Origin of the sequence: Streptomyces filamentosus (genome assembly GCF_014654895.1) — a bacterium.
GTDB classification, from domain to species: Bacteria; Actinomycetota; Actinomycetes; order Streptomycetales; family Streptomycetaceae; genus Streptomyces; species Streptomyces filamentosus.
In genome coordinates this window covers 3,945,467-3,971,496 of sequence record NZ_BNBE01000001.1, presented here as the reverse complement: position 1 = coordinate 3,971,496, position 26,030 = coordinate 3,945,467, and the positions used below count along the sequence as shown (strand labels likewise).

The 26,030-nt window shown below is 73.3% G+C and carries 23 protein-coding genes and 3 tRNA genes; 3 read left to right on the top strand and 23 right to left on the bottom strand.

Going from position 1 to position 26,030, the window contains the following annotated elements; translation table 11 throughout:
• Positions 1-2: 2 nt before the first annotated feature.
• From IE326_RS17810 to IE326_RS17775, 8 genes are all read right to left on the bottom strand, one after another.
• Positions 3-641 carry a winged helix-turn-helix domain-containing protein gene (locus IE326_RS17810; RefSeq protein ID WP_229915385.1) on the bottom strand — a complete coding sequence of 213 codons (639 nt, stop codon included), beginning with the start codon at positions 639-641 and terminating at the stop codon, positions 3-5.
• A gap of 71 nt (positions 642-712) precedes the next feature.
• A complete protein-coding gene (locus tag IE326_RS17805; RefSeq protein WP_373310210.1) occupies positions 713-3,235 on the bottom strand; it encodes a ComEC/Rec2 family competence protein in 2,523 nt (840 codons plus the stop codon).
• Positions 3,232-3,933: a ComEA family DNA-binding protein gene (locus tag IE326_RS17800; RefSeq protein ID WP_308440317.1), complete on the bottom strand. Its 702-nt coding sequence runs from the start codon at positions 3,931-3,933 to the stop codon at positions 3,232-3,234. Before IE326_RS17800 ends, IE326_RS17805 begins: the two co-directional genes overlap by 4 nt.
• Positions 3,934-4,184: 251 nt before the next feature.
• Entirely contained in the window at positions 4,185-5,030 is an 846-nt protein-coding gene (locus IE326_RS17795) for a DegV family protein (protein ID WP_190042010.1), read from the bottom strand.
• Between the two features lie 222 nt (positions 5,031-5,252).
• Entirely contained in the window at positions 5,253-5,996 is a 744-nt protein-coding gene (locus tag IE326_RS17790) for a hypothetical protein (RefSeq protein WP_190042009.1), read from the bottom strand.
• Positions 5,997-6,128: 132 nt separating this feature from the next.
• Positions 6,129-8,996, bottom strand: coding sequence for a leucine--tRNA ligase (gene leuS, locus IE326_RS17785; protein WP_190042008.1), 2,868 nt, complete (start codon positions 8,994-8,996; stop codon positions 6,129-6,131).
• A gap of 270 nt (positions 8,997-9,266) precedes the next feature.
• Positions 9,267-9,339: transfer RNA gene (locus IE326_RS17780), tRNA-Ala, on the bottom strand.
• A gap of 72 nt (positions 9,340-9,411) precedes the next feature.
• Positions 9,412-9,484, bottom strand: a tRNA-Ala gene (locus IE326_RS17775).
• A gap of 132 nt (positions 9,485-9,616) precedes the next feature.
• Here IE326_RS17775 and IE326_RS17770 point away from each other — a divergent pair.
• Positions 9,617-10,906, top strand: a complete 1,290-nt coding sequence (locus IE326_RS17770) for a glycosyltransferase 87 family protein (protein WP_190042007.1) — start codon at positions 9,617-9,619, stop codon at positions 10,904-10,906.
• Here IE326_RS17770 and IE326_RS17765 read toward each other — a convergent pair.
• From IE326_RS17765 to IE326_RS17730, 8 genes are all read right to left on the bottom strand, one after another.
• Complete coding sequence (locus IE326_RS17765; protein ID WP_030494108.1) at positions 10,885-11,118, bottom strand: hypothetical protein; 234 nt, start codon at positions 11,116-11,118, stop codon at positions 10,885-10,887. The genes IE326_RS17770 and IE326_RS17765 overlap by 22 nt on opposite strands.
• A 129-nt stretch (positions 11,119-11,247) precedes the next feature.
• Positions 11,248-11,320: transfer RNA gene (locus IE326_RS17760), tRNA-Ala, on the bottom strand.
• 92 nt (positions 11,321-11,412) lie between these two features.
• Positions 11,413-12,066 carry a histidine phosphatase family protein gene (locus IE326_RS17755; RefSeq protein ID WP_150228157.1) on the bottom strand — a complete coding sequence of 218 codons (654 nt, stop codon included), beginning with the start codon at positions 12,064-12,066 and terminating at the stop codon, positions 11,413-11,415.
• The gene (gene rsfS, locus IE326_RS17750) at positions 12,063-12,506 is read right to left on the bottom strand and encodes a ribosome silencing factor (protein WP_030761416.1); all 444 of its coding nucleotides are present in this window, start codon (positions 12,504-12,506) and stop codon (positions 12,063-12,065) included. The genes IE326_RS17755 and rsfS overlap by 4 nt, the downstream gene beginning before the upstream one ends.
• A 69-nt stretch (positions 12,507-12,575) precedes the next feature.
• Positions 12,576-14,288, bottom strand: coding sequence for an LCP family protein (locus tag IE326_RS17745; protein WP_190042006.1), 1,713 nt, complete (start codon positions 14,286-14,288; stop codon positions 12,576-12,578).
• A 19-nt stretch (positions 14,289-14,307) separates the two neighbouring features.
• A complete protein-coding gene (gene nadD / locus IE326_RS17740; protein ID WP_150228159.1) occupies positions 14,308-14,928 on the bottom strand; it encodes a nicotinate-nucleotide adenylyltransferase in 621 nt (206 codons plus the stop codon).
• A gap of 64 nt (positions 14,929-14,992) precedes the next feature.
• Complete coding sequence (locus tag IE326_RS17735; RefSeq protein WP_030761411.1) at positions 14,993-15,157, bottom strand: hypothetical protein; 165 nt, start codon at positions 15,155-15,157, stop codon at positions 14,993-14,995.
• Positions 15,158-15,241: 84 nt separating this feature from the next.
• Entirely contained in the window at positions 15,242-15,490 is a 249-nt protein-coding gene (locus IE326_RS17730; RefSeq protein WP_150228160.1) for a hypothetical protein, read from the bottom strand.
• Positions 15,491-15,622: 132 nt separating this feature from the next.
• On the opposite strand from IE326_RS17730, the gene IE326_RS17725 reads away from it, so the two are divergent.
• Positions 15,623-16,783 (top strand): M48 family metallopeptidase, encoded by a 1,161-nt coding sequence (locus IE326_RS17725; RefSeq protein ID WP_229915384.1) that lies wholly within the window; start codon positions 15,623-15,625, stop codon positions 16,781-16,783.
• A gap of 60 nt (positions 16,784-16,843) precedes the next feature.
• Here IE326_RS17725 and IE326_RS17720 read toward each other — a convergent pair whose 3' ends face one another.
• The 7 genes from IE326_RS17720 to galE form a co-directional block, all read right to left on the bottom strand.
• A complete protein-coding gene (locus tag IE326_RS17720) occupies positions 16,844-17,917 on the bottom strand; it encodes an SCO2583 family membrane protein (protein ID WP_190042005.1) in 1,074 nt (357 codons plus the stop codon).
• 319 nt (positions 17,918-18,236) lie between these two features.
• Entirely contained in the window at positions 18,237-18,884 is a 648-nt protein-coding gene (locus tag IE326_RS17715; RefSeq protein ID WP_150228163.1) for an SCO2584 family spore wall biosynthesis protein, read from the bottom strand.
• An 88-nt stretch (positions 18,885-18,972) separates the two neighbouring features.
• On the bottom strand, positions 18,973-20,256 hold the full coding sequence (locus tag IE326_RS17710; RefSeq protein ID WP_190042004.1) for a glutamate-5-semialdehyde dehydrogenase: 1,284 nt from the start codon (positions 20,254-20,256) through the stop codon (positions 18,973-18,975).
• Between the two features lie 131 nt (positions 20,257-20,387).
• Entirely contained in the window at positions 20,388-20,894 is a 507-nt protein-coding gene (locus tag IE326_RS17705; RefSeq protein ID WP_190042003.1) for a DUF8830 family protein, read from the bottom strand.
• A 203-nt stretch (positions 20,895-21,097) separates the two neighbouring features.
• Positions 21,098-22,237 (bottom strand): glutamate 5-kinase, encoded by a 1,140-nt coding sequence (proB, locus tag IE326_RS17700; protein WP_190042002.1) that lies wholly within the window; start codon positions 22,235-22,237, stop codon positions 21,098-21,100.
• Positions 22,238-22,460: 223 nt separating this feature from the next.
• Positions 22,461-22,883, bottom strand: a complete 423-nt coding sequence (locus IE326_RS17695) for a GtrA family protein (protein WP_150228166.1) — start codon at positions 22,881-22,883, stop codon at positions 22,461-22,463.
• Positions 22,884-22,996: 113 nt separating this feature from the next.
• Positions 22,997-23,983 carry a UDP-glucose 4-epimerase GalE gene (galE, locus tag IE326_RS17690; protein WP_150228167.1) on the bottom strand — a complete coding sequence of 329 codons (987 nt, stop codon included), beginning with the start codon at positions 23,981-23,983 and terminating at the stop codon, positions 22,997-22,999.
• A gap of 245 nt (positions 23,984-24,228) precedes the next feature.
• Here galE and IE326_RS17685 point away from each other — a divergent pair, with 245 nt between their 5' ends.
• Entirely contained in the window at positions 24,229-25,992 is a 1,764-nt protein-coding gene (locus IE326_RS17685; RefSeq protein ID WP_190042001.1) for a stealth family protein, read from the top strand.
• Positions 25,993-26,030: the final 38 nt, after the last annotated feature.

The window sequence follows — 26,030 nt, the reverse complement described above, 5'->3', positions numbered from 1 at the left end:
TGTCACTCCTCGTCTTCGTCGGCGTTCGGGTCCAGAAAGGCGATCTGCAGGAAGCTGACGGGCCGGGCGCCCTCCGGCCGGAGCGCCGGGTCGCCCTGGCGGTCCTCGTAGGGGCGCAGCAGCTCGCCGATCCGCTCCTTCAGGGAGGTGAGCTCCCCGGGGGTGAGGTAGACCAGGTCGTCCCCGAAGGTCTCGGCCTCCCGCCACTCCTTCGGCACCTCGCCCCGGCCCGTGAGGGTCCGCGCGAAGCGGGTGAAGTACAGCTCGGCGGCGGCCACGCTGAGCGCGTCGGTCGCCTGGGCGACGGCGGGGTCCTCGCTGTGGGCGGGCCACTCGGTGTACCGGGCGGTGGCCCGCCAGGGCTTCTCCCGGCCGCGCCCGCCCGGCGCCTCCTCCACCAGCCCGTACTTGGCGAGTATCCGCAGGTGGTACGAGCAGCTGGCCACGGATTCGCCGGTCAGCTCGGCGGCCCGGGTGGCGGTGAAGGGCCCGTGCCGGCGGAGCAGCCCGACCAGCGTCATCCGCAGGGGGTGGGCGTAGGCCCGCAGGGCCAGGGGGTCGGTCAGCCGCACGCTGCGGGGCTGGTCACCCCCGGGTGCCGAAGCGCCGTTCTCCTCGTTCTCCTCCATGTTCTCCTCCATGATGTAAAGCTATCTATAGAAAGACTTCTTTACAAGCATTCCTTTAGAGGAACTTCTCCGCAAGGAACCCCTCACCAGCCCCGGGCCACGGCCACCAGCCCCTCCCCGGCCCCCGCCACCGCGATCGCCCCGTCCCGGTCGGTCCGCAGCACCCGCGCCCCGCCCGCCCGCAGCGCCGCCAGCGTCCGCGGGGACGGGTGCCCGTAAGGGTTCTCCCTCCCTGCCGACACCAGCGCCAGCCGTGGCCGCACCGCCCCGGTCAACCCCGGGTCCTGGTGCGGGGAGCCGTGGTGGGCCACCTTCAGCACGTCCACCGCGCCCAGCTCCGGATGCGCCCGCCACAGGGCCCGCTGCGCCGGCGGCTCCAGGTCGCCGAGCAGCAGCAGGCTCGCCCCGCCCGGCGCCCTGACCAGCAGCGTCACACTGGCGTCGTTCGGCCCGCCGTCCGGCGGCCCCGGCCCCGCGGGCGGCCACAGCACCCGCCACTCCAAGGCCCCGATCCGCCGCCGCTCCCCCGCCACCGCCCGCACCACCGGCACCCCCGCCTCGCCCGCCACCCGCCGGACGAACCCCGCCTGCCCGGGCGGCTCGTCGAGGCCGGTCGTCTGGACCGCCCCCACCGCCCGCCCCTTCAACACCCCGGGCAGACCGGTCACATGGTCGGCGTGGAAGTGGGTCAGCACCAGCAACGGCACGCTCCTCACCTCCAGTTCGCGCAGGCAGCGGTCCACCGCCACCGGGTCCGGCCCCGCGTCCACCACCACTCCCGCTCCCTCTCCCGCCGCGAGCACCGTCGCGTCCCCCTGTCCCACCTGGCACATCGCGAACACCCAGCCCGGCGGCGGCCACCCACTGATCCAGCGCACCAGCGGCACCGGCCGCGCCACCACGAGCACCAGCAGCAGCACCACCCCGACCACCGGCCAGGTCCGGTGCCGCAGCCGCCGCACCCCGGCCACCACCGCGACCGTGACGAGCGCCAGCGCCGCCCCTCCCCACCAGCCGCCGGGCCACGCCAGCTCCGCTCCCGGCAGCTCCGCCCCCGCCCGCGCGACCCCGGCGATCCACCCGGCCGGCCATCCCGCCACCCACGCCGCCCCCTGCGCGCCCGCCGCCCACAGCGGCGCCACGGCGAGCGCCACGAAGCCGAACACCGTCGCCGGGGCCACCGCCAGCTCCGCGAAGAGGTTCGCCGGGATCGCCACCAGACTCGTCCGGCCCGCGAAGACCACCACGACCGGCGCGCTCACCGCCTGCGCCGCGAGCGCCGCCGCCAGCGCCTCCGCGAGGCGCCCCGGCACCCCGCGCAGCCGCAGCGCCTCGCTCCACCCCGGCGCCACCACGAGCAGCGCCCCGGTGGCCAGCACCGACAGCAAGAATCCGTAACTCCGCGCCAGCCAGGGGTCGTACAGCACCAGGACCAGGACCACGGCGGCCAGCGCCGGGACCAGCGACCTCCTGCGGCCGGTGGCGATCGCCAGCAGTGCGACCAGCCCGCAGGCCGCCGCCCGCAGCACGCTCGGCTCGGGCCTGCACACCACCACGAAGGCCAGCGTGAGCCCGCCGCCCGCCAGCGCGGTGCCGCGCAGCGAGAGCCCGATCCTGGGCGCGAGCCCGCCCCGCTCCGCCCGCGCCGCCCGCCCCGGACGCCCGACGAGCAGGAGCAGCACGATCGACAGGTTGCTGCCCGAAACGGCCAGCAGGTGCGTGAGATCGGTGGCTTCGAAGGCGTCCCGCAGCTCGGTGCCGATCCGCGAGGTGTCCCCGACGACCAGCCCCGGGAGCAGCGCGCGGGCGTCCGGGGCGAGGCCGTCGGTCGCCGTGCGCAGCCCGGCCCGCAGTCCGCCGGCGGTCCGCTGGAGCGCGCTCGGCGCCCCCACGATCCTCGGCGGCCCGGACCGCGCCTTGAGCACGGCCGCGAACGGATCCCCTGGCTCCCGGGGCGGGGCGAACCGGCCTCCGATCCTCAGCCGGGTGGACGGCAGCAGCCCCAGCCACGCCCGCCGGTCCGCCCCCGGAGGCACGATCAGCAGCACCGGCGTCCGGGTCCGCACCGCCCCGCCGCCCGCTCTCTCCACCCGGACCACCTCGATGTCCATCACCACCGACACCGGCACCATCCCCTGCCCGCTCACTCGGGGCCGGGTGAGCCGGGGATCGGAGGTCACGGTCGCCTCCACCCAGGCCCTGCCGTACTCCTGGGCCAGGACCGGCACCGGCCCCCGCCGCAGATCCGCCGCGTGCAGCCCCGCCGAGGCGGCGCCCGCGGCGGCGCACAACAGCACCCCGGCCCAGGCCGTGGCCCGGAGCCGCCGCCCCCGCCCGGCATCCCGTCCCCGTTCCCGAACCCGTCCCCGAAACCGCCACCGCAGGACCGTCGGCGCCAGCAGAACCGTCGCGGCAACCAGACAGAGACCCACCCCGGCGACCACCCACCACCCGGCGACCCCCAGGGCCACCGCGGCGGCGGCCCAGGCCGCCAGCGCGAGCGGCACGAGCCGCAGGTCGGCGGGTTCCTCCCGCCACGCCTCCCGCGCGTTCTCCTCCCCGGCCGCCCTCCCACCGCCGGACGCCCCCGGCTCCTCCCGGGTCACGGCCGCACCAGAGGCCGGAGGTCCGCGAAGCGCCGCTCGCCGATCCCGTCGACCTCGCGCAGTTCCTCGACCGCGCGGAACCCGCCGTGCTCCGCGCGGTGCTCGACGAGACGCCGTGCGAGCACCGGCCCCACCCCCGGCAGCCCGTCGAACTGCTCGGCCGTCGCCGCGTTGAGGCTCAACGGCACTCCGCCGCTCCCCCCAGGCACCGCCCCCGGCCCGCCCCCTGGCGATGGCACGGGCGCCCCCGGCACCCCTGGCACTCCGACGAGCACCTGTTCACCGTCGAAGAGGACCCTGGCCCGGTTGAGCCCGGTCAGATCCGCGCCCGGGCGCGCGCCTCCGGCGGCCCGCAGCGCGTCCGCGACCCGCGACCCGGCCGGCAGGGTCAGCACCCCCGGACTGCGGACCTTCCCGCCCACGTCCACGACGACCTCCGCCGGGACCTTCCCCCCGACCGGATTCTCGCCCGCCCCCCTGCCCAAGCCCCCTCCCGAACCGGCCCCGGACGGCAGTGCCGACTCGGGCGGTGCCGGCTCGGGCGGGGTCACCGGCGGCGCGGCGTCGACGATCTCCGGGGCGCGCACCGGCTCGGGCCGCCCCGCCCAGAAGGTCCCGGCGGCCGCGCAGGCCGCCACCACCAGGACCACGGCGAGCGCCGCCAGGGTCCTCGGCTCCAGCCCGCACCGGGTCTGCACCCATAACGGCAGCCGCTCCCCCACCGCCGCCCGCCACGAAGAAGCCCGGGACGCAGCCGAGCGGGAGGAAGACGAGGACGAGGAAAGCGGAGAGGAAGAGGAAGAAGACGAGGCCGTGACCGAAGACGTACGAAGATCCATGCCTGCGACGGTAGGTTCCCCCGCACCCCCGTGCCGTCGCCCGCCGACTTCCGTGGAGAACGACGCGGCTGTGGACAACTCTCTCACCCACAAGGGCGAGAGGCCCTGTCTCAGCGCGGCGAGACGACCACCGCGAGCAGTCCCGGCCCGGTGTGCGCCCCGATGACCGCGCCGACCTCGCTGACGTGCAGCTCCGCGATCCCCGGCACCCGTTCCCGCAGGCGCTCGGCCAGCGCCTCGGCCCGCTCCGGTGCCGCGAGGTGGTGGACGGCGAGGTCGACGGGGCCGGAGCCGGCCTGCTCGACGGCCAGCTCCTCCAGCCGGGCGATCGCCTTCGACGCGGTCCGCACCTTCTCCCGCAGTTCGATGCGGCCGCCGTCGAGTTCGAGCAGCGGCTTCACCGCGAACGCGGAGCCCAGCAGGGCCTGGGCGGTGCCGATCCGGCCGCCCCGGCGCAGGTAGTCCAGGGTGTCGACGTAGAAGTAGGCGGAGGTGTCCCCGGCGCGCTTCTCGGCCGCCGCGACCGCCTCGTCGAGCGAGCCGCCGGCCTCGACGACCTCCGCCGCCGCGAGGGCGCAGAAGCCGAGGGCCATGCCCATCATGCGGGTGTCCACGACCCGTACGGGTACGGGTGCGTCCTTCGCCGCGAGCACGGCGGCATCGTAGGTGCCGGAGACCTCGGCGGAGAGGTGGAGGGAGACGATCCCGCGCGCACCCGCCTCCGCGGCCTCGCGGTAGGTCTCGGCGAAGACCTCGGGGCTGGGCCGGGAGGTGGTGACGGACCGCCGCTTCTGCAGCGCCTCGGCGAGCGCTCCGGCCGAGATCTCGGCGCCCTCGAGGAGGGCCTGGTCGCCGATGACGACGGTCAGGGGGACCGCGGTGATGGCGTGCCGTTCCCTCGTCCGGGAGGGCAGGTAGGCCGTGGAATCGGTGACGATCGCGACATGCCGGGACATGAGCGGGAGGTTACCCGCCGCGACCGCCCCACGGCAGCCCGGCCCCGATCGCACCCGTCGCGCACCGGCACGGAAGTGGCACCGGAACGGAAGCAATTACCTGTATGGAAGCGGCACCAGCACCAGCACCAGCACCGAAGCAGTACCAGCACGCAAGCGGCACCGGCGGCGACACCGGTACCGGCGGACCGGCACGGACCCGCCGTGCGCCTCCGCGGGTGGTCAGCCGGCGGACTCCGGGCGGGCCGTCTTCTCCCACGGGTAGGCGGTGGTCCGGTGGTCAGGCGCGGTGATCGCCTGCGGCCCGTCCCCGGCCTGCGGCTGCCCGGGCCCCTGCCCCGGCGCCCCGGGGGCCGACTCGTACCAGGCATCCTGGGACGCACCCGTCCGCCCCGATGTCCCGGTCGTCGTCCGGTCGTCGGTGGTCCAGTGGCGCAGCGCGCCGGTCTCCATGTCGATCTGGGCGCTCAGCGTCTCCAGGTCGTCCTCGGCGAACCTCCGGGCCCGGTCGCGGGCGGCCTGTCGCAGCGCGTCGGCCGAGCCGGTGATCCGCTCCGTCCGCTCGGTGAGGGCGGGCAGCTGCGCGGCCACGTACGCCTTGTCCGGCTCCCGCTCCATCCGCCTGAGGTCCTCGTCCAGCTCGCGGCCGTGCGCGCTGAGGCGGGCGAACAGGTCGAGCGACTCCCGCAGCGAGGCGTCCTCCACGGCGCCCGCCTGGAGCGCCTCCTGGGTGGCGCGCATCGAGCCGCGCAGGGCGAGCCGCAGCTTGGCCAGCTCGGCGGCGACGCCGATCTGGCCGAGGCTCTTGGCCCGCAGGGTGGTGTCTTCGACGGTGCGGCGGGCCTGGTCGATGGTCCGGTCGACGCCGCGCTTGGCCGCCTTGGCGACCTTCACCGTGGCGTAGATCCCGAGCGCCACGAACGAGAGGAACAGCAACGCCAGGATCGTGACAATCGTGGCATCCATGTGTGTCGCTCCTCGGCTCCGTCGGGGTCCCACGGCTGTGGTTCTTCCACGGTAAACGGAACGGGCAGGCCGAGGGTTCCCTCGGAACCCCCAACCTGCCCGTAGGGGAAACCCCTAGTACCGCCGGGGCACTCAGGCCACGATGTTCACCAGCTTCGGCGCGCGCACGATCACCTTGCGGATCTCGGCGCCGCCGAGCGCGGAGACGACGTGCGGGTCGGCCAGGGCAAGCGCCTCCAGGTCGGCGTCGGAGATCGACGGGGAGACCTCCAGGCGGGCCTTGACCTTGCCCTTGATCTGCACGACACAGGTCACGGTCTCGTCCACCACGTACGCCGGGTCGGCGACCGGGAAGTCCTGGTGGACGACCGAGTCGGCGTGGCCCAGGCGGTGCCACAGCTCCTCCGCGATGTGCGGGGCGAGCGGGGCGATCAGCCGCACCAGCTGCTCGGCGACCGGGCGGGCCACCGGGCCACCGGACTTGGTCAGGTGGTTGTTCAGCTCGGTGATCTTGGCGATGGCGGTGTTGAAGCGCATCGCCGCCATGTCCTGGGCGACCCCGTCGATGGCCTTGTTCAGGGCGCGCAGGGTGTCCTCGTCGGCGGCGCCGTCGGTGACGGTGACCTCGCCGGTCGCCTCGTCGACGATGTTGCGCCACAGCCGCTGGAGCAGCCGGTACTGGCCGACGACGGCGCGGGTGTCCCACGGGCGGGAGACGTCCAGGGGGCCCATGGCCATCTCGTACAGGCGCAGGGTGTCGGCGCCGTACTCGGTGCAGATCTCGTCCGGCGTGACGGCGTTCTTCAGGGACTTGCCCATCTTGCCGAGGACGCGGCTGACCTTCTCGCCCTCGTACCAGAACGCGCCGTCGCGCTCCTCGACCTCGGCGGCCGGCACCGCGATGCCGCGGGCGTCGCGGTAGACGAAGGCCTGGATCATGCCCTGGTTGTAGAGCTTGTGGAAGGGCTCGGCCGAGGAGACGTGCCCCAGGTCGAAGAGGATCTTCGACCAGAAGCGGGCGTACAGCAGGTGGAGCACGGCGTGCTCGGCGCCGCCGACGTACAGGTCGACACCGCCGGTGGGCATGCCCTCGCGCGGGCCCATCCAGTACTGCTCGATGGCCGGGTCGACCAGCTTCTGGTCGTTGTGCGGGTCGAGGTAGCGCAGCTCGTACCAGCAGGAACCGGCCCAGTTGGGCATGGTGTTGGTCTCGCGGCGGTACTTCTTCGGCCCGTCGCCCAGGTCGAGGGTGACGTTGACCCACTCCTCGTTGCGGGAGAGCGGGGTCTCGGGCTGGGTGTCGGCGTCGTTCGGGTCGAAGGTCCGCGGCGAGTAGTCCTCGACCTCGGGCAGCTCCAGCGGGAGCATCGACTCGGGCAGCGCGTGGGCGACGCCGTCCTCGTCGTAGACGATCGGGAAGGGCTCGCCCCAGTACCGCTGGCGGCTGAACAGCCAGTCGCGGAGGCGGAAGTTGACGGTGCCCTCGCCGATGCCGCGGTCGGCCAGCCAGGCGGTGATCTTCGCCTTGGCCTCGACGACCCCCAGGCCGTCCAGGGAGATCTCGTCGTTGGCGGAGTTGACCAGCTTCGCCTCGTACGAGCCGAAGGCGTCGTCCCAGGTGGACGGGTCGGTGCCGCGGTCGTCGCTCGGCTCGACGACGCAGCGCATCGGCAGCTCGAAGGCGCGGGCGAAGGCGAAGTCGCGGGAGTCGTGGGCGGGGACGGCCATGATGGCGCCGGTGCCGTAGCCCATGAGGACGTAGTCGGCGATGAAGACGGGGACCCGCTCGCCGCTGACCGGGTTGGTCGCGTACGCGCCGGTGAAGACGCCGGTCTTCTCCTTGGCGTCGGCCTGCCGCTCGACGTCGGACTTGGAGGCGGCCTGCTTGCGGTAGGCGTCGACGGCCTCGGCGGGGGTGGCGTGGCCGCCGGTCCACACCGCGTGGGTGCCCTCGGGCCAGGCGGCGGGGACGATCTTCTCGACCAGGTCGTGCTCCGGGGCCAGGACCATGTAGGTGGCGCCGAAGAGGGTGTCCTGACGGGTGGTGAAGACGGTGATGGCGTCGGTGTCGCCGACCTGGAAGTCGACGCGGGCGCCCTCGGAGCGGCCGATCCAGTTGCGCTGCTGGAGTTTGATGGCCTCGGGCCAGTCCAGGCCGTCGAGGTCGTCGAGCAGGCGGTCCGCGTAGGCGGTGATCCGCATGTTCCACTGGCGCAGCTTGGACTTGAAGACGGGGAAATTGCCGCGCTCGGAGCGGCCGTCGGCGGTGACCTCCTCGTTGGCCAGGACGGTGCCCAGGCCGGGGCACCAGTTGACCGGCGCCTCGGAGGCGTACGCCAGGCGGTACTCGCCCAGGACCTCGGTGCGCTCGGCGGCGGTCAGCTCGCCCCACGCGCGCGTGGCGCCGGGGACCTCGCGGGTGCCGTTCTCGAACTGCTCGATCAGCTCGGCGATCGGGCGGGCCTTGGCGGCCTCGTCGTCGTACCAGGAGTTGTAGATCTGGAGGAAGATCCACTGGGTCCACTTGTAGTAGTCCGGGTCGATCGTGGCGAACGACCGGCGCTTGTCGTGGCCCAGGCCCAGCCGGCGCAGCTGGACCTTCATGTTCTCCATGTTGGCCTCGGTGGACACGCGGGGGTGCGTGCCGGTCTGCACGGCGTACTGCTCCGCGGGCAGGCCGAAGGCGTCGAAGCCGAGGGTGTGGAGCACGTTGTGGCCGGTCATGCGCGCGTGGCGGGCGAAGACGTCCGTGGCGATGTAGCCGAGCGGGTGGCCGACGTGCAGGCCCGCACCCGAGGGGTACGGGAACATGTCCATGATGAACTTCTTGGGCCGGGCGACGAGCTCGGGGTCGCCCGCCAGGTCGCCGGAGGGGTTCGGCGCCTCGTAGGTGCCCTCGGCGTCCCAGGCGTCCTGCCAGCGTGCCTCGATGTCGGCGGCCATCGCCGCCGTGTAGCGATGCGGAGCCGCCGTCTCGGCGGCGGTGTTGATCTCGGTCATGGTCCTAGAAGCTCCATCGATCGTCTCTGCCCACTGCCACGAACTGCCACGAAATGAAAAATCCCCTCGCACAGGAGGGGACGCCGCGCCGACTCCGACGGGGATGTCTTCCGCCCGTCGGGACTGATCAGCGCGGCTCGATAAGCAGGAGGCGTACGGCACGCATGGCGCCAGGGTACCGCAGCGTCCACACGGGCCGCATCGGCGTTCACGGGGTGGCGACGACGACGAAGCGGGCCATCCGATACCGGATGACCCGCTTCTCTTCTGTGGAGCTAAGGAGAATTGAACTCCTGACCTCCTGCATGCCATGCAGGCGCTCTACCAACTGAGCTATAGCCCCTCATCGTGCGACACTCAGCGTACCGCAGAAGTGCGGCGAGCCATCCGCTACGGATGGCCCGCTTGCCTTCTGTGGAGCTAAGGAGAATTGAACTCCTGACCTCCTGCATGCCATGCAGGCGCTCTACCAACTGAGCTATAGCCCCTTGTGAGGATCTCCGCTCGGCTCCCTCTCGGGTCTTCCTCGCGGCGACGGACAGAACAGTAACCGGCCGCCGGGCAGAACTCCAAATCGGTTTCTCCGGTCCCGCCGGGGGCTCCGGGTAGGGTCGCCGTCTGTGTCTCCCTCCGCTCCTTCCCCGTCCCGCGCCCGGCCGTGGCCCCTGGTCGCCGCCGCGGCGGCCTGCCTGATCTCGTTCGCGGCCTTCTGGGTGGCGCAGCGCGCCGCCCACGTGAACATGCTCGACGTGATGGTCTACCGGGCCGAGGCCGAGACCCTGCGGGCCGGCGGCGACCTGTACGCGATGCGCGCCACCTCGGCGAACCTGGCGATGACCTATCCGCCGTTCGCCGCCGTGCTGTTCCTCCCGCTGACCCTGGTGGGCGTCCCGCTGATGCGGACGCTCTCCACGGCGGGGAACCTGCTGCTGGTGGTGGCCCTGGTGCAGCTGTCGCTCCAGCTGGTCCGCCCGGTGCTCGCCTCGCCCGCGCGGCGCGCCGATCTATGGCGTACGACACTGTGGGTGGCCGCGGTCGTGGTCTGGTGCGAGCCGGTGTGGACGACCCTGCGGTACGGGCAGATCAACCTGCTGGTCGCGGTGGCGGTGCTGTGGGACCTCACCCGCCGCGAGGGGAGCCGCTGGGCCGGCCTCGGCATCGGACTGGCGACCGCGGTGAAACTCACACCCGGGCTCTTCGTGGTGCTGCTCCTCGTCGCGGGCGTGCTGCTGTGGCGCCGGGACCGGGGCGTGAACCAGTGGCTGCGCACCGCGCTGACCGCGACCGGTGTCTTCCTCGTCACGACGCTGGCGATGGTGGTGGCGCTCCCCGCGGACTCGAAGACCTTCTGGACGCGGACGCTGTTCGAGACGGGCCGGGTCGGGCACGCCGAGGAGACGGCCAACCAGTCCCTCAGCGGGGTCCTCGCCCGGCTGATGCACACCGACGCGCCCGGCCTGTGGTGGCTGGCGGCGGCGGTGCTGCTGGGCGGTGCGGCGATGGTGCTCGCGGTGCGGGCGGCGGTGCGCGGCGACAAGGCGGTGGCCGTGGTGGTCACCGCGTTCACGGCGCTGATGGTCTCCCCGATCTCCTGGTCCCACCACTGGGTCTGGTGCGTGCCACTGCTGATCCTGCTGTACGACCGCCACGCGCGCGCGTGGCCGGTGACGGGCGTCGTGGCCGTGGCCTTCGCCTCGTTCGCGCTGTGGTGGGTGCCGCACGACCCGGGCCGTCCCGAACTCGACCAGAACGCGGGTCAGATGCTGCTGTCGGCGGTCTATCCGCTCACGGCGACGGCGGTCTTCGCCGGGTACGCGCTGACGGTGTGGCGGACGCGCCGCCCGGAGGCCGCGGAGGCCTCCCGGGAGCCGATGGCGGTCCGGGAGCCTCAGGCCGTGGCGAAGGAGTAGAACCGCTTGAGGGTGCAGTGCTCGTCGAGGAGCCGGCCGTAGATCGGCTCCCCTTCGAGCTCGCGGTAGGTCTCGATCGGGTCGCCTTTTATGATCAGCGCCCGCGCGCACTCCTCGCACCAGTACTGGTAGTCGGGGTTGACGGGGTCCATGTCCCGCACGATGGGCGTGCCGCTGCCGCACCAGTCGCACTTCCGCCTGTGCGCACCCAAAGGCCACCCTCCCGTCCGGAACCCGGTCCCCCTCCGGCCGTCCGATTCTGCCATGGCCGGACGACCGCCCAGAAGTGACAAAAAGACAGATCCCGCCCCCCTTGTTAGGGGGACGGGATCCGGTGACTGTGGAGCTAAGGAGAATTGAACTCCTGACCTCCTGCATGCCATGCAGGCGCTCTACCAACTGAGCTATAGCCCCTCGTGTTCTTCGCGACCAGCGCTGCGAACAAGAAGAACTTTAGCCTGCGACCTGCCGGAAAGTGAAATCCGGGTCTCCGGCCGGTCCGGCCGTCAGGTGTCGTCGCCGAGGACCGGCTCGGGCAGCGATCCGGCGTTGTGCTCCAGGAGGCGCCAGCCCCGCGCGCCCTGCCCCAGGACGGACCAGGAGCAGTTGGAGAGGCCGCCCAGGCCCTCCCAGTGGTGGGGCTCCAGGCCGAGGAGCCGGCCGATGGCGGTGCGGATGGTGCCGCCGTGGCTGACCACGACCAGGGTGCCGTCCTGCGGGAGCTTGTCGGCGTGTTCCAGGATCACCGGGGCGGCCCGGTCGGCCACCTCGGTCTCCAGCTCGCCACCGCCCCGGCGCACCGGCTCGCCGCGCTTCCAGGCGGCGTACTGCTCGCCGTACCGGGCGACGATCTCCTCGTGGGTCAGCCCCTGCCACTCCCCCGCGTACGTCTCGCGCAGCGCGGCGTCGTGGGCGACGGGCAGCCCGGTGAGGGCGGCCAGCTCGGCGGCGGTGGCCGCGGTCCGCTTCAGGTCGGAGGCGACGATCGCGTCGGGACGGAGGGCGGCGAGCAGCCGGGCGGCGCGGCGGGCCTGGTGGATTCCGGCTTCCGTGAGCTCGATGTCGGTCGAGCCCTGGAAGCGGCGCTCCAGGTTCCAGGAGGTCTGGCCGTGGCGCCACAGGACGATGCGGCGGCCGGTGCCGCCCTTGGCGGTGCTCAGCTCAGCTCACCGTCCGCCCCGTCGAGGTCGGCGCCGGTCAGGGCGGCGTGCTCGGCGGCCTTGCCGCGGGTCTTCACGGCGTCCTCCGGCAGGGGCAGCTCGGGGCAGTCCTTCCAGAGGCGCTCCAGCGCGTAGAAGACCCGCTCCTCGCTGTGCTGCACGTGGACGACGATGTCGACGTAGTCCAGGAGGATCCAGCGGGCGTCGCGGTCGCCCTCGCGGCGCACCGGCTTGGCGCCGAGCTCCTTCTGGAGCCGCTCCTCGATCTCCTCGGCGATCGACTTGACCTGGCGGTCGTTGGGCGCGGAGGCGAGCAGGAAGGCGTCGGTGATCGACAGCACGTCGCTGACGTCGTACGCGATGATGTCGTGAGCGAGCCGGTCGGCCGCCGCCTGGGCGGCGGCGTTGACGAGCTCGATGGAGCGATCCGTAGCGGTCACAAGCAGGCTTTCGTCGGCGGTCCAGTACCCCTCCAGGGTCTCACGGACCGCCGACGACCCCGCAAACGATTACGAGGCGCCCGGAATCTCGTAGTCCCGGCCGAGGACGACGGTGACGGCGGCGTTGCCCGCGGGCTTGCCCTTGACGACGGATCCGGCGGGCAGGCCGAGGGTCTTGGCGACCTCCGCGGCGGTGACCTTCTGGGCGTCGTCGCCGTAGACGACCTGGGACTTCGCCAGGCTGTCGGTCTTGCTGCCGCCGACGAAGGCGTAGCCGCCGTTGACCAGGACGATCTTGGCCGCCTCGACGGCGTCCTCGCCGGTGCCGTCCTTGATCGAGACCCGCGGCACGCCGCCGGCGTCGAGCGGGGCGACCTTGCCGCCGAGGATCTCCTCGACCACGCCGCCGGTGCCCTCGGTGAGCGCGCCGTCCTGGCCCACGGGCAGCAGCGCCGTCTTGTAGGCGCCGGTCTTGGCGTGCTCGGCGAGCTTGGCCAGGGAGGCGCCGAGGTCCTTCTCGGGGAGGGACGGGTCGGCGATCTGCTGGAGGTACTCGACGGCGGTCGTGGCGTTCGCGGCGTCGCTGGGCATCTTGCGGAGCACGCCGCCCACGACCTGGCCGAAGCGCTGGAGCTGCTTGGCCTCGGCCTCGCCGGGGGCCCGGTGGGTGGCGTAGGCGACGGCGGCGCGGCCGTTGAGGGTCTGCTTCTCGCCCTTGGCGACGAGCGGGTCGGCGCCCTTCTTGCCCTGGGGGTCGGGGACCGCGGTGTCGGTGTCGACGTCGATGCCGCCGAGGTACTCGACGAGGTTCTCCAGGTACGGGGTGTCCAGGCGCCAGGTGCCGGCGATCTTGGCGCCGAGGAGGTTGCCGATCGCCTCGCGGGTGCCGCTGGAGCCGTCGTCGTCGACGGACTTGCCGAGGGTGGTGGCGGTGCCCTCGGTGTCGGCGACGGCGAGGGCGTTGGGGAGCAGGACGGTGGTGCCCTGCTCGGTGGTGCTGTTGTCGACGAGGAGGGCGGTGGAGGTGCCGCCGCCGCGGGTGTCGTGGAGGTGGAGGACGATCGTGTCGCGCTGCTGGGGGCCGGCGGCGGTGTTCCCCTGCCGCTGCCCTTCGGAGTCGCCGGTGCCGGGGAGCAGACCGGCGGACCAGAGGTAGCCGAGGCCGCCGACGACGGCGAGGACGAGGACGACGACGAGGGCGATCACCCGGTTGCGGCCGCGGCGGCGGGCCTCCTCGCGGCGTTCCGACCGGCTCTCGGTGAACTTGAGCCAGTCGATGACGTCCTCGGAGTCCTCGTCGGGCTCCTCGATGAAGGAGAACTGCTCGGTGCGGTACTCCCGGTCGTCGCCGCCGGCGTCCGGCCCGCGGGGCGCCCTGGGGGCGGGGGCCTGCGGCTCGGGGGCGGGCGGTTCGGGGGCGGGCCGCTGGCCGGGGACGCCCGCCGGGGCGGCGGTGACGGGCGCGGCGGGCTCGGCGGCCTGCCACTGCTGCGCGCCGTAGGGGTCGTACGGGTCGTGGGCGGCGGGCTGCCGGGCGTAGCCCTGCTGCCCGCCGGCGTAGGGGTCGTACGGGGACTGCTGGGGGGCCTGGGGCTGGTGCGGGGCCTGGGGCTGGGCGTAGGGGTCGTAGCCGTACGCCTGCTGCTGTCCCGCGTACGGGTCGTACGCGGGCTGCTGGAGGGCCTGGCCCTGCTGCTGGTACACCGGCTGCCCGTACATGTCGTAGCCGATGATCTGCGGCTGCGGCTGGTACGGGTCGTACGGGTTCTGCTGATCGTTCACCGGTGCCCCTCCCCGGGACTCACTCGCCGCGGTACAGCTGGCGCTTGTCGATGTAGCGGACCACGCCGTCCGGGACCAGATACCAGACGGGGTCGCCCTTCGCGACCCGGGCGCGGCAGTCGGTGGACGAGATGGCGAGGGCGGGGATCTCGACGAGGGAGACGCCGCCCTTGGGCAGTCCGTCGTCGGTGAGGTCGTGACCCGGCCGGGTGACGCCGATGAAGTGGGCGAGGGAGAAGAACTCGTCCGCGTCGCGCCAGGTGAGGATCTGCGAGAGCGCGTCGGCTCCGGTGATGAAGAAGAGGTCGGAGTCCGCGTTGAGCGAGTGCAGTTCGCGCAGGGTGTCGATGGTGTAGGTGGCGCCGCCGCGGTCGATGTCGATGCGGCTGACCGAGAACTGCGGGTTGGAGGCCGTGGCGATGACCGTCATCAGATAACGGTCCTCGGCCGGCGACACGGCCTTGTGGCTCTTCTGCCACGGTTCGCCGGTCGGTACGAACACCACCTCGTCCAGGTGGAACAGGGCGGCGACCTCGCTGGCCGCCACCAGGTGTCCGTGGTGGATCGGATCGAACGTCCCGCCCATCACGCCGAGACGGCGCTTGCCGCTGCCGCCAGTAGGCACTTCCTGCTCTCCCATGCGTGCAGAGCCTACTGGCACGGCGGCGGGCGCCGGATCAGCGGCCTCCCGGTCGGCGTCCGGCTCAGCGGTCGCGGTTGAAGCGGGTGGTGATCCAGAGCAGCAGCATCAGCGCGACGAAGGCGCCACCGCCGGTGAGGTACGGGTTGAGGCTGTCGTGGTTGCCACCGTGCTCGGCGCCCTCGGAAGCAAGCGTGACGAGGTTGGCGGCGGTGCTGTGGAGGCTCATCTTCGGCAGACCTATCCGATCGGGGGTGGGAGCGGAGACTTCGCGCACATCGTATGCGGGCCGTCCCGGCTGTCTCACGCCGACTCAGGCGTTGGCGTCCCCGTCGTTCCCGGACGCCCCCCGGGCGGGGGTGTCCGCGGGCCGGGGAGCGGCCTCGCCGGGGGCCTTCTCATCGGTGTCCCCGCCGCCGTATCCCCGGAGCAGGAACCAGGCGAGGAAGGCTCCTCCGACCATGGAGACCAGCAGGACGATGCGGAGCGTGTCTCCCGGTCCCTGCTGCGCCGCTGCGGCGAGCTCGGTGAGGGTGGCGGTGGCCGCGGCGATGTCCGGCATGCGGGGCGTGCTCCTCGTTGTCCACAGGGCCCGAGTTGTCCACAGGCTCCCGGCACACGGTAGCGCCCTCGCCTAGGGTGGGTCGCGTCAGGGGGACGAGTACCGACTCGTACGAAGGGGCAGGGGGCGTTCATGGCCGGAAACACCGGAAGCACCGGAAGCACCGGAAGCACCGACGGAAACCAGCGGGGAGGCGTGCCGAGCCGGCAGCGCAAGCGGTTCCCCGGCATCTCCTCGCGGGCCTACGAGCACCCGGCGGACCGCTCGGCGCTGGTGGCGCTGCGGAAGCTGAGCGGCTTCGACACGGTGTTCAAGACGCTGAGCGGGCTGCTGCCCGAGCGGAGCCTCAGACTGCTCTTCCTCTCCGACTCCGTCCGGGTGAGCGACGCGCAGTTCTCCCACCTCAACGACATGCTGCGGGACGCCTGTTACATCCTGGACCTGGACCGGGTGCCGCCGATGTACGTGACGCAGGACCCGGTGCCGAACGCGATGTGCGTGGGCCTGGACGAGCCGGTGATCGTGCTGACGACGGGCCTCGTCGAGCTGCTCGACGAGGAGGAGATGCGGGCGGTGATCGGTCACGAGGTCGGGCACGCCCTCTCGGGCCACGCGGTCTACCGGACGGTGCTGTTCTTCCTGACGAGCGTGGCGCTGAAGGTGGCCTGGATCCCGCTGGGGAACGTGGCGGTGATGGCGCTCGTGACGGCGCTGCGGGAGTGGTTCCGCAAGTCGGAGCTGTCGGCCGACCGGGCGGGGCTGCTCGTGGGACAGGACCTGCGGGCGTCGATGCGGGGCCTGATGAAGATCGCCGGCGGCAATCACCTGCACGAGATGAACGTGGACGCGTTCCTCGCCCAGGCGGAGGAGTACGAGAAGGCCGGTGACCTGCGGGACTCGGTCCTGAAGATCCTCAACGTGCTGCCGCGCTCGCACCCGTTCACCACCGTGCGGGCGGCGGAGCTGAAGAAGTGGGCGGAGAGCCGCGACCACCAGCGGATCATGGACGGTCACTACCCGAAGCGCTCGGAGGACAAGGACACCTCGGTCACGGACTCCTTCCGGGAGTCGGCCGGTCACTACGCGCAGACCGTGCGGGACAGCAAGGATCCCCTGTTCAAGCTGGTCGGGGACATAGCCGGCGGCGCCGGTGACCTGGCGGGCGACCTGGGCGGACGGCTGCGGAACGTGTTCGGCGGCGGGACGCCGAAGGACTCCGGCAAGGACGCCGGCAAGGACACGGACGAGGGGAAGGACTCCGGCGAGAGCTCCGGCAGGGGCTCCGGGGAGTAGGCCGACGGGCCCGGACACCAGGGGTCGGACGTCGAGGCCCGGATCCTCAAGGCCCGGATGTCAGGGCTCGGGCTGGGCGGCCGGGGCCAGGGCGCCGCAGAGGGCCGGGGCGGCGGGGCGGTCGGTGGCGTACGGGTCGGTGAGGACCGGCCGGGAGCGCTCCGAGGCCCCGGCGCCCGCCAGGAGCGGCTTCAGTCCGCCGGTGGTGTCGGCGCCGCACGCCTGCGGTCCGGCCTCGACGGTGCTGGTCAGCAGCTCGGCCCGGTGCATGCGCAGGTCCTCGCGGTCGAAGCGGAAGTGCAGGGTGCGGTGGACCGTGAAGAGCGAGGCCGGGGCGGTGGCGGCCGAGTCCGCCGGGCGCAGCGCATAGGTGAAGGTGTGGTCGGCCGTGACGTCCAGGGTGTCGGGGGTGGTCTCGGCGAAGCGGAGGACGCCCTGGACGCGGGGCGCGGGCTCGGCGACGGCGACCTGCCGGGGGTCGAAGCGGACCACCCAGGCGGCGACGGCGTGCCGGCCGTCGTCGGCGGGCGACTCGACGCTGCGGTCGAACTGGGCGAGCTGGTCGGGGTCGAGCAGCAGGCGCGCGGGCCGGACGGTCCGGCCGGCGAGGACGTCGGGTTCCAGGGAGGAGGCGACGAGGTAGTCCTTGGCGGTGCTGAGGGCGGTGACGACCTGGCTCTCGGAGAAGTGGGTGGTGCGGGCGGCGACGGGGAGGTCGATGCCGGCGGCGGCGGGGCGGTACTGGGCGGCGGGGCTGCGGGCGAGGAGCCGGGCGGGGTCGCCGCCGGGGACGGGGCCCTGCGGGGCGAGCGGGACGACGGTGGTGGTCAGCGGTTCGGCGCGCTGGTCCGGCGGAGGCTGGTAGGGGTTGCGCAGGCCGAGGTAGACGGCCGTGCCGAAGGCGAAGAGGATCAGCAGGATCAGGAGGAGGGCCTGGCCGGAGCCCCGGCGGCGGGCGGGGCCGGGGCGGCTGCGGACGGCGATGGCGTGCTCCCCCATCCGCTCCCGGGCCGAGTACTCCTGGAGGTGGGCAGCGCGGACGAACGCCTCGTCGAAGACGACGGCTCGGTACTCGTCCTCACCGCCGGGGAGTCCCTCGGGAGTCCCCTCAGGCGGGTCGCCACGCCCTGCCATACCTTCAGGGTAGGTCGGCGGGGGCTTCGGTAAACGCCCAGGTACACGACAAGTTCGGAAGTTTTCCGCCGTCGGGGTGAAGGCGACGCCGCCCGGAGCGGAGGCGCTGCCGCCGGGGCGGGAGACCGCCGTCCGGGTGGGGGATCGCCGTTCGGGTGAGAGGCCGCCGTCAGGGTGGGAGACCGCCGTCCGGGGGACCTGCCGTCCCTGGGAGGGGGCGGGGCGTCCAGGAGGGGCGGGGGTCCGGGAGGGGCGGGCGATTCGGAGGAGGGCGGGGCGACGAGGAGGGCAGGGTGTTCGGGGGTCAGAGTGTTCGGGGTCAGGGTGTTCGGGGGCTCGTGGGGGCCGGTGGGGGCGTCCGAGCGGGACCGGCCGGGTGGGCCGCGGCGGGCGGCTGGGCGGCGGCGGTCGCGGGGGTGCCGGTGAGGACCGGTACCGGGGGGCCGGGGGCCGGGGAGACGGCGGGCGGGGCCGGGTCGGTCTGGTCGACGCCGGTGGAGGCCGGGGGGACCTGGTCCTGCCGGTTGGCGGCGGCGCCGCGGTAGACGGCGGTGAAGGCGAGGGCCACCATGCCGATGCCCATGACGAGGGCGAGGAGCCAGGCGACGGGCCGGTGCCAGCGGGCGCTGCCACGGTAGGGGCGCAGGGCGCCGCCGTGGCGGCCGTAGGGGCTGGCGTCGTCCCCGATGTCGTCGGGCTCGTAGGTGAGGCCGAAGGGGTCGCGGCCCTCGTCGTAGGGGTCCTCGTCGCCGGCGCCCCGGAGGGCGCGGGCGCGGGCCGACTCCGCTTCGGCGCGGGCCTGGGCGGAGGCGAGGAGGCGTTCTACGGCCGTCGGCTCGTGGAGGGTGGCGGCCCGGACGAAGTCCTCGTCCAGGACCACGTCCCAGCGGCCCTCGGCGGCGCCTCCGCGCTCGTCGTCGGGCTCCCAGCCGTTCGGGGACGGCCTGCCCCCTACGTCGTCCGGCACGGATTCAGAGTAGACCGGGGACGTGGTTTTGGGCAGGGAGAGCGCGAAGTCTCCCCACCCGTACCGAAAGGGGGCGTGCGGGGTGGTGTCACCTGATGTGGCCGTCGCCGGTGACGATGTACTTGGTGGAGGTGAGCTCCGGAAGGCCCATGGGGCCGCGGGCGTGGAGCTTCTGGGTGGAGATGCCGATCTCCGCGCCGAAGCCGAACTGTCCGCCGTCCGTGAAGCGGGTGGAGGCGTTGACGGCCACCGTGGTGGAGTCGACCAGTTGGGTGAAGCGGCGGGCGGCGGCCTGCGAGGTGGTGACGATGGCCTCGGTGTGGCCGGAGGTCCACATGCGGATGTGTTCGACGGCCTTGTCGAGGGAGTCGACGACGGCGGCGGCGATGTCGTGGGAGAGGTACTCGGTCTCCCAGTCCTCGGTGGTGGCCGGGACGACGGTGGCCTTGGTGCCCTCGGCGTGGGCGAGGACCCGCTCGTCGGCGTGGACGGTGACGCCGGCCTCGGCGAGGGCGTCGAGGGCCCGGGGCAGGAAGGCGGCGGCGACGTCCTGGTGGACGAGGAGGGTCTCGGCGGCGTTGCAGACGCTGACCCGCTGGGCCTTGGAGTTGATCAGGATGTCGACGGCCATGTCGAGGTCGGCGGTGGCGTCGACGTAGACGTGGCAGTTGCCGGTGCCGGTCTCGATGACCGGGACGGTGGACTCCTCGACGACCGTGCGGATGAGGGAGGCGCCGCCGCGCGGGATGAGGACGTCGACGAGGCCGCGGGCGCGCATCAGCTCGCGGACGGAGTCGCGGGACTCGCCGGGGACGAGCTGGATCGCGTCGGCGGGCAGTCCGGCGCCGCCGACGGCGTCGCGGAGGACGGTCACGAGGGCGGTGTTGGAGGCGTACGCGGAGGAGGAGCCGCGGAGCAGGACGGCGTTGCCGGCCTTGAGGCAGAGGGCGGCGGCGTCGACGGTGACGTTGGGGCGGGCCTCGTAGATGATGCCGACGACGCCGAGGGGGACGCGGACCTGGCGGAGGTCGAGTCCGTTGGGGAGGGTGGAGCCCCGGACGACCTCGCCGACCGGGTCGGGCAGGGCGGCGACGTGACGGACGTCGGCGGCGATGGCGCGGATCCGCTCGGGGGTGAGGGTGAGCCGGTCGATGATCGACTCGCTGGTGCCGGCCTCACGGGCCTTGGCGATGTCCTCGGCGTTGGCCTCGACGATCTCCGCGGTGCGGACTTCGAGGGCGTCCGCGACGGCGAGGAGGGCTTCGTCCTTGGCCGCGCGCGGCAGTGGCGCGATCTGTGCGGCGGCGCCACGGGCCCGGTAGGCGGCCCGGGTGACCGGGGTGAGGTTGTCGAGGGGCGTGAGCGAGGTCATGCCCGCAGGGTACTGGTACGGGCGGGCCGACCCCGTACGTACGACGGGCGCATCCCGCAGTGCGAGACGCGCCCGTGCCACCGTACGGACCGTCGGGGGCCCGGCCCGTCAGGACCCGGGCCACCGGCCGGTCAGTAGGGGTGGACTCCGACCGGGGCGGCGGGCGGCGGGCCGTAGCCCTCCGCGATCCGCTGGTGGTAGGTCTCCCGGTCGATGACCTCCAGGCCGACGATCTCCCACGGCGGGAGCTTCGCGGTCTGCCGGTGCTCGCCCCACAGCCGGAGGGCGACGGCGGCCGCGTCGTGCAGGTCGCGGGCCTCTTCCCAGTACCGGATCTCGGCATGGTCGTTGGCGTAGCGGCTGGTCAGCAGGAAGGGGTGGTCGTGGGCGAGCTGTTCGAGCCCGCGCCGGACCTCCTTCAGCGGCGACTCGACGCCGGACACGCTGAGGGTGACGTGCCACAGCTTGGACAGCGGGCGTTCCCCCGTGCCCGTGTCCCGTGTGCCCGTCTCGGCTGCTGTGCTCCTGCCTTCCGTGGCCCTGTCCCGTGCCGCGTCGAAGTCGGCTCCGGCCTCGACACTCGTCAGGGCGCGTTCGGCCGTCCCTCGGGGCGGTGCCCCCGGGCGCGCTCGTCTCACCGGCGGCCTCCTGTGTGATGCGTGTGGTGCTGTACGCCGCTTTGCTCGTTACCCCCGGGACAAAGTTGACCAGTCCGAGCCGTCGCTTGGGGCGGTTTTGGTAAAGGTCCCTTCCGGATGGCAGGAGTTTCAGCCGTTTCGGCGGCCGTTTCGCAAGGGCTTCCGCACGGGTTTCCCGCCATTTCCAGGCCCCGGGCCGGGGGTCAGCCCAGGACGACGAGGTCGTCGCGGTGGACGACCTCCCGCTCGTACTCGGGGCCGAGTTCACGGGCGAGGGCGGGGGTGGAGCGGCCCAGCATCCGGGGGAGCTCCTTGGCGTCGAAGTTGACGAGGCCCCGGGCGACGGCGCGGCCCGTGGAGTCGCGGAGTTCGACGGGGTCGCCCGCGACGAAGTCGCCCTCGACTCCGGTGACGCCGGCGGCGAGCAGCGACTTCTTGCCCTCGGTCACGGCCCGCACGGCCCCTTCGTCGAGGGCGAGGGAGCCCTGCGGGGTGGAGGCGTGGGCGAGCCAGAGGAGGCGGTCGGCGGAGCGGCGGCCGGTGCGCTGGAAGTACGTGCCGGTGTCGCGGCCGGCGAGGGCGTCGGCGGCGCGGCTGGCGGAGGTGAGGACGACGGGGATGCCGGCGGCGGCGGCGATCCGGGCGGCCTCGACCTTGGTGACCATGCCGCCGGTGCCGACGCCCGCCTTGCCGGCGGAGCCGATCTCGACGTGGGCGATGTCCTGCGGACCGCCGACCTCGGCGATCCGGGAGGTGCCGGGCTTGGCCGGGTCGCCGTCGTAGAGGCCGTCGACGTCCGAGAGGAGGACGAGGAGGTCGGCGCGGACGAGGTGGGCGACGAGGGCGGCGAGCCGGTCGTTGTCGCCGAAGCGGATCTCGTCGGTGGCGACGGTGTCGTTCTCGTTGACGACCGGCAGCGCGCCCATGGCGAGGAGCTGGTCGAGGGTGCGGTAGGCGTTGCGGTAGTGGGCGCGGCGGCTGGTGTCGTCGGTGGTGAGCAGCACCTGGCCGACGCGGACGCCGTAGCGGGCGAAGGAGGCGGTGTAGCGGGCGACGAGGAGGCCCTGGCCGACGCTGGCGGCGGCCTGCTGGCGGGCCAGGTCCTTGGGCCGCCGGGTGAGGCCGAGCGGGGCGAGGCCGGCGGCGATGGCGCCGGAGGAGACCAGGACGATCTCCTTCTCGCCGCCGCTGCGGACCTTGGCGAGGACGTCGACGAGGGCGTCGACCCGGTCGGCGTCGAGGCCGCCGGCGGCGGTGGTGAGGGACGAGGAGCCGACCTTGACGACGATCCGGCGCGCCTCGGTGACGAACGGCCGGGCCACGGACGCCGCGACGGCGGGCACCCCGGCCGGGGACCCCGAAGCCGAGGACGCCGAGGGCACGGACTCCGAAGCCGAGGACGCCGGAGTCGCGGACGCCGGAGGCGGGGTCGGGGCCGGCGGGGTCTGCGCAGTCGCGTCCTGTCGGTTCGTGTCCTGCTGCACCGTCGCCATCTCCGTCGCCACTGCGCCGTCCTCACTCGCTGTTCTGGCGCCGTGCGCTCCCGGCACGGTCGCGAGGGGCAATCTACGCGAGCCGGGACGGCTGCCGCTCCTCCGTTTCGTCCTGCGGACCGGGGTCCCGGCTGACGAGGATGCGGCGGGAGATCAGGTACGTGAAGGGGATGGCGACGACGGCGGCGACGAGCGGCGCGATCCGGTCGTCCGTGCCGGCCCAGGTGACGAGGGCGTAGAGGCCGGCGCTCTGCACGAGGTAGTTGGTGACGTTGGTGAGCGGGAAGAGGGCGAACTTCTTCCAGGTGGGGCGGGTGCGGTAGGTGAAGTACGTGTTGAGGAAGAAGGAGCCGACCATGCTGAGCAGGAAGGCGAGGGTGTACGCGGCGAAGTACGGCATCCAGGGGTGGAGCAGCAGGTAGCAGCCGAAGAAGGTGCCGGTGTTGATCCCGCCCACCACGCCGAAGCGGATGATCTGGCCGAGCTGGTCTCGCATGGGCCCATCAGATCGCCGCGAGGTGAACGGGACGTGCCGCGGGGGCGACGCCCGCACGGCGAACGGCCCCCGCGCACGGACGGGGTGCGCGGGGGCCGTTCGGGGAAAGGGGCTCAGACGGTCGCGCCGCGGCGGGCGGTCCAGCCCGCCCAGGCGGACTCGATCATCTCGCGGACGTCGTGCCGGGCCTTCCAGCCGAGTTCGGCGGCGATGCGGTCGGCGGCGGCGACGACGCGGGCCGGGTCGCCGGGGCGGCGCGGGGTGACGAGGGGCTCGGTGGTGTGCCCGGTGATCTCGTTGATCAGCGCGACCATCTCGGTGACGGAGACGCCCTCGCCGCGGCCGATGTTGACGGTGAGGTCGCGCGGCTCGCCGGCCGCGGCCCACTCGGCGAGCTTGCGGGCGGCGACGAGGTGGGCGTCGGCGAGGTCCTCGACGTGGATGTAGTCGCGGATGCAGGTGCCGTCGGGGGTGGCGTAGTCGTCGCCGAAGATCCGGGGGGCCTCGCCGGCGTCGAGCCGCTCGAAGACCATCGGGACGAGGTTGAAGACGCCGGTGTCGGCGAGCTCGGGGGTGGCCGCGCCGGCCACGTTGAAGTAGCGCAGGCAGGCGGTGGAAATGCCGTGGGCCCGGCCGGCGGCGCGGACCAGCCACTCGCCGACGAGCTTGGTCTCGCCGTACGGGCTGAGCGGCGCGCAGGGGGTCTCCTCGGTGACGAGGTCGACGTCCGGCATGCCGTAGACGGCGGCGGAGGAGGAGAAGAGGAAGTTGCGCACGCCGGCGGCGGCGACCGCCTCCAGGAGGACGGTGAGGCCGACGACGTTCTCGCGGTAGTAGTGCAGCGGGAGTTCGACGGACTCGCCGACCTGCTTCTTCGCGGCGAGGTGGACGACGCCGGTGACGGCGTGCTCGGCGAGCGTCCGGTCGAGCAGTTCGCGGTCGAGGGTGGAGCCGACGACCAGCGGCACGCCCTCGGGGAGCCGGTGGGCGTACCCGGTCGACAGGTCGTCGAGGACGACGACCTTCTCGCCCGCGGCCGTCATGGCCCGGACCACGTGCGCGCCGATGTAACCGGCACCGCCGGTGATCAGGTACGTCATGCTCTCCCCACATCCCTCTGTCGCTGAGCCTGCGCGGCGCCCGTCTCCGGGCGCCGCCGTCCCCACCGTACCTGCTGCCCGTCGGAGCGCCCCGACGCCGGCGGCCGGTCCTCCCCGCGCTCCCCCGCGCCCCGCTCCCAGGGGGCGCGCGAGCAGTGCTCGCGCGCCCCGGGGGTGGTCTCCGGAGGCGGCATACTGAGGGTGCTCACTCTCCGCATATGCACGTGTTCGAGGAGTAAACAGCAGTGCGAAATCCCGAGTCACCCCGGCTGCTGGGGGTCTACCGCCGAGCCGTTCCCGACCGGGTGCGCCGGGCCGTCGTCGCGCAGGTCGACGCCGATGTGCGCCGCCGCGTGAAGCTGCGCATCGCCAGCGGGACGGCCGCGGCCGAACGCCTCCGGCGCAACCGGCTGGCCCGGCGGTACGCGGCGCTCACCGCGGGTCCGGACCGCGCGGTGATCAGCGTCGGCCGGGAACCCAAGGTGGCGCTGGTCACCGAGGGGATCACCCCGCTGCGGGCCCGCCGGGCCAATCTGGAGGCGGTGCTCGGCGCGCTGCGCGCCGCCGGCGTCCCGCACTTCTGCGTCCCCGGCAAGTCGGACACCTCCTCCGCGGTGGCCGTGCGCGAGGAAAACCGGGCCGCCGTGCTCGCCGCCCTCGCCGAGGCCTGCGCGCGGGAGCCCGGCTACGCGGCCCGGGTCGGCGGGAACGGCCCGGTGGTGCAGGGCTCCCAGCCCGGTTTCGCCGCCGGGACCTGGCACCGGCTGCGCAGCGCCCCGGTCCTGCGGCTGACCTGGTACCGCGCCGACCCCACCCACCAGCTCAAGCTGGGCGAGGCGTACGGCTGCGACGTGGAGTTCTGGCGCGAGGAGGACGGGGAGCTGGCCGCGCCCCGGCCCGGCCGGGTCACCTCCGTGCTGCCCCGCCAGGGCCGGACGGTCGAGGCCCCGGAGTCGTGCTTCACCGACTTCACGGACGTCCGGCCCGGGGCCAGGGGCGGCGGCCCGCATCCTCCGGCCCCGCTCGTCCCGGCCCGTGCCGAGACGGCCGTCGTCCGCATCGACCAGATCACCTTCCCCGTCGACGTCGTCTACACCTGGGTGGACGGCTCCGACCCGGCCTGGCTGCGGCGGCGCGCGGAGTACGCCGGCGAGGCGTACCACGCGGAGGCGGCCAACGCCGCCCGCTACCTGAGCCGCGACGAGCTGCGCTACTCGCTGCGCTCGCTGCACCTCTACGCGCCCTGGGTGCGGAACGTCTTCCTCGTGACCGACGACCAGACGCCCGCCTGGCTGGACACCACCGTCCCCGGGCTCCGGGTCGTCTCGCACAAGGAGATCTTCCGCTCCCCCGAGGTGCTGCCGACCTTCAACTCGCACGCCATCGAGTCGCAGCTGCACCACATCGACGGGCTGGCCGAGCACTTCCTCTACCTCAACGACGACGTGATGCTGAGCCGGGAGGTCACCCCCGGGGACTTCTTCCACGCCAGCGGGCTCACCAAGTTCTTCCCCTCCCCCGCGCTGGTGCCGCTCGGCGAGCGGAGCCTCGACGACCCGCCGGTGGCCGCCGCCGGGAAGAACAACCGCCGGCTGATCGAGGAGCGGTACGGCGCGGTCCTGGTGCAGAAGATGAAGCACATGCCGCACCCGCTGCGGCGCAGCGTGCTGGAGGAGATCGAACGGGAGTTCGCCGCCGAGTACCGCCGCACCGAGCGGAACCGCTTCCGCAGCGTGGACGACATCTCCATCGCCTCGTCGCTGCACCACTACTACGCCTTCCACACGGGCCGCGCGGTCCCGTCGACCGACCTGCCGTACGCGTACCTGGACCTCACCCACCCGTGGACGGAGACCCGGCTCGGCCGGCTCCTCGCCCAGCGCGACCGGGCGGTCTTCTGCGTCAACGACACGGTCTCGACGGAGCAGGACGCGGGCGGGCAGAAGGACCTCATCACCCCGTTCCTGGAGGCGTACTTCCCGGTGCCGAGCCCGTACGAGAAGCGCTAGCGGCGCGCACGGAGGAGGGAGGGGGCGTCCGGACGGCA

What these genes read in the sequence shown, in the direction of transcription:
- IE326_RS17810 (WP_229915385.1), bottom strand. Translation starts at nt 641, where the DNA reads ATGGAGGAGAACATGGAGGAGAACGAGGAGAACGGCGCTTCGGCACCC.
- IE326_RS17795 (WP_190042010.1), bottom strand. Translation starts at nt 5,030, where the DNA reads ATGTCCCGGCATGTCGCGATCGTCACCGATTCCACGGCCTACCTGCCC.
- IE326_RS17790 (WP_190042009.1), bottom strand. Translation starts at nt 5,996, where the DNA reads ATGGATGCCACGATTGTCACGATCCTGGCGTTGCTGTTCCTCTCGTTC.
- leuS (WP_190042008.1), bottom strand. Translation starts at nt 8,996, where the DNA reads ATGACCGAGATCAACACCGCCGCCGAGACGGCGGCTCCGCATCGCTAC.
- nadD (WP_150228159.1), bottom strand. Translation starts at nt 14,928, where the DNA reads ATGGGAGAGCAGGAAGTGCCTACTGGCGGCAGCGGCAAGCGCCGTCTC.
- IE326_RS17735 (WP_030761411.1), bottom strand. Translation starts at nt 15,157, where the DNA reads ATGAGCCTCCACAGCACCGCCGCCAACCTCGTCACGCTTGCTTCCGAG.
- IE326_RS17730 (WP_150228160.1), bottom strand. Translation starts at nt 15,490, where the DNA reads ATGCCGGACATCGCCGCGGCCACCGCCACCCTCACCGAGCTCGCCGCA.
- IE326_RS17725 (WP_229915384.1), top strand. Translation starts at nt 15,623, where the DNA reads ATGGCCGGAAACACCGGAAGCACCGGAAGCACCGGAAGCACCGACGGA.
- IE326_RS17720 (WP_190042005.1), bottom strand. Translation starts at nt 17,917, where the DNA reads ATGGCAGGGCGTGGCGACCCGCCTGAGGGGACTCCCGAGGGACTCCCC.
- IE326_RS17710 (WP_190042004.1), bottom strand. Translation starts at nt 20,256, where the DNA reads ATGACCTCGCTCACGCCCCTCGACAACCTCACCCCGGTCACCCGGGCC.
- IE326_RS17695 (WP_150228166.1), bottom strand. Translation starts at nt 22,883, where the DNA reads ATGCGAGACCAGCTCGGCCAGATCATCCGCTTCGGCGTGGTGGGCGGG.
- galE (WP_150228167.1), bottom strand. Translation starts at nt 23,983, where the DNA reads ATGACGTACCTGATCACCGGCGGTGCCGGTTACATCGGCGCGCACGTG.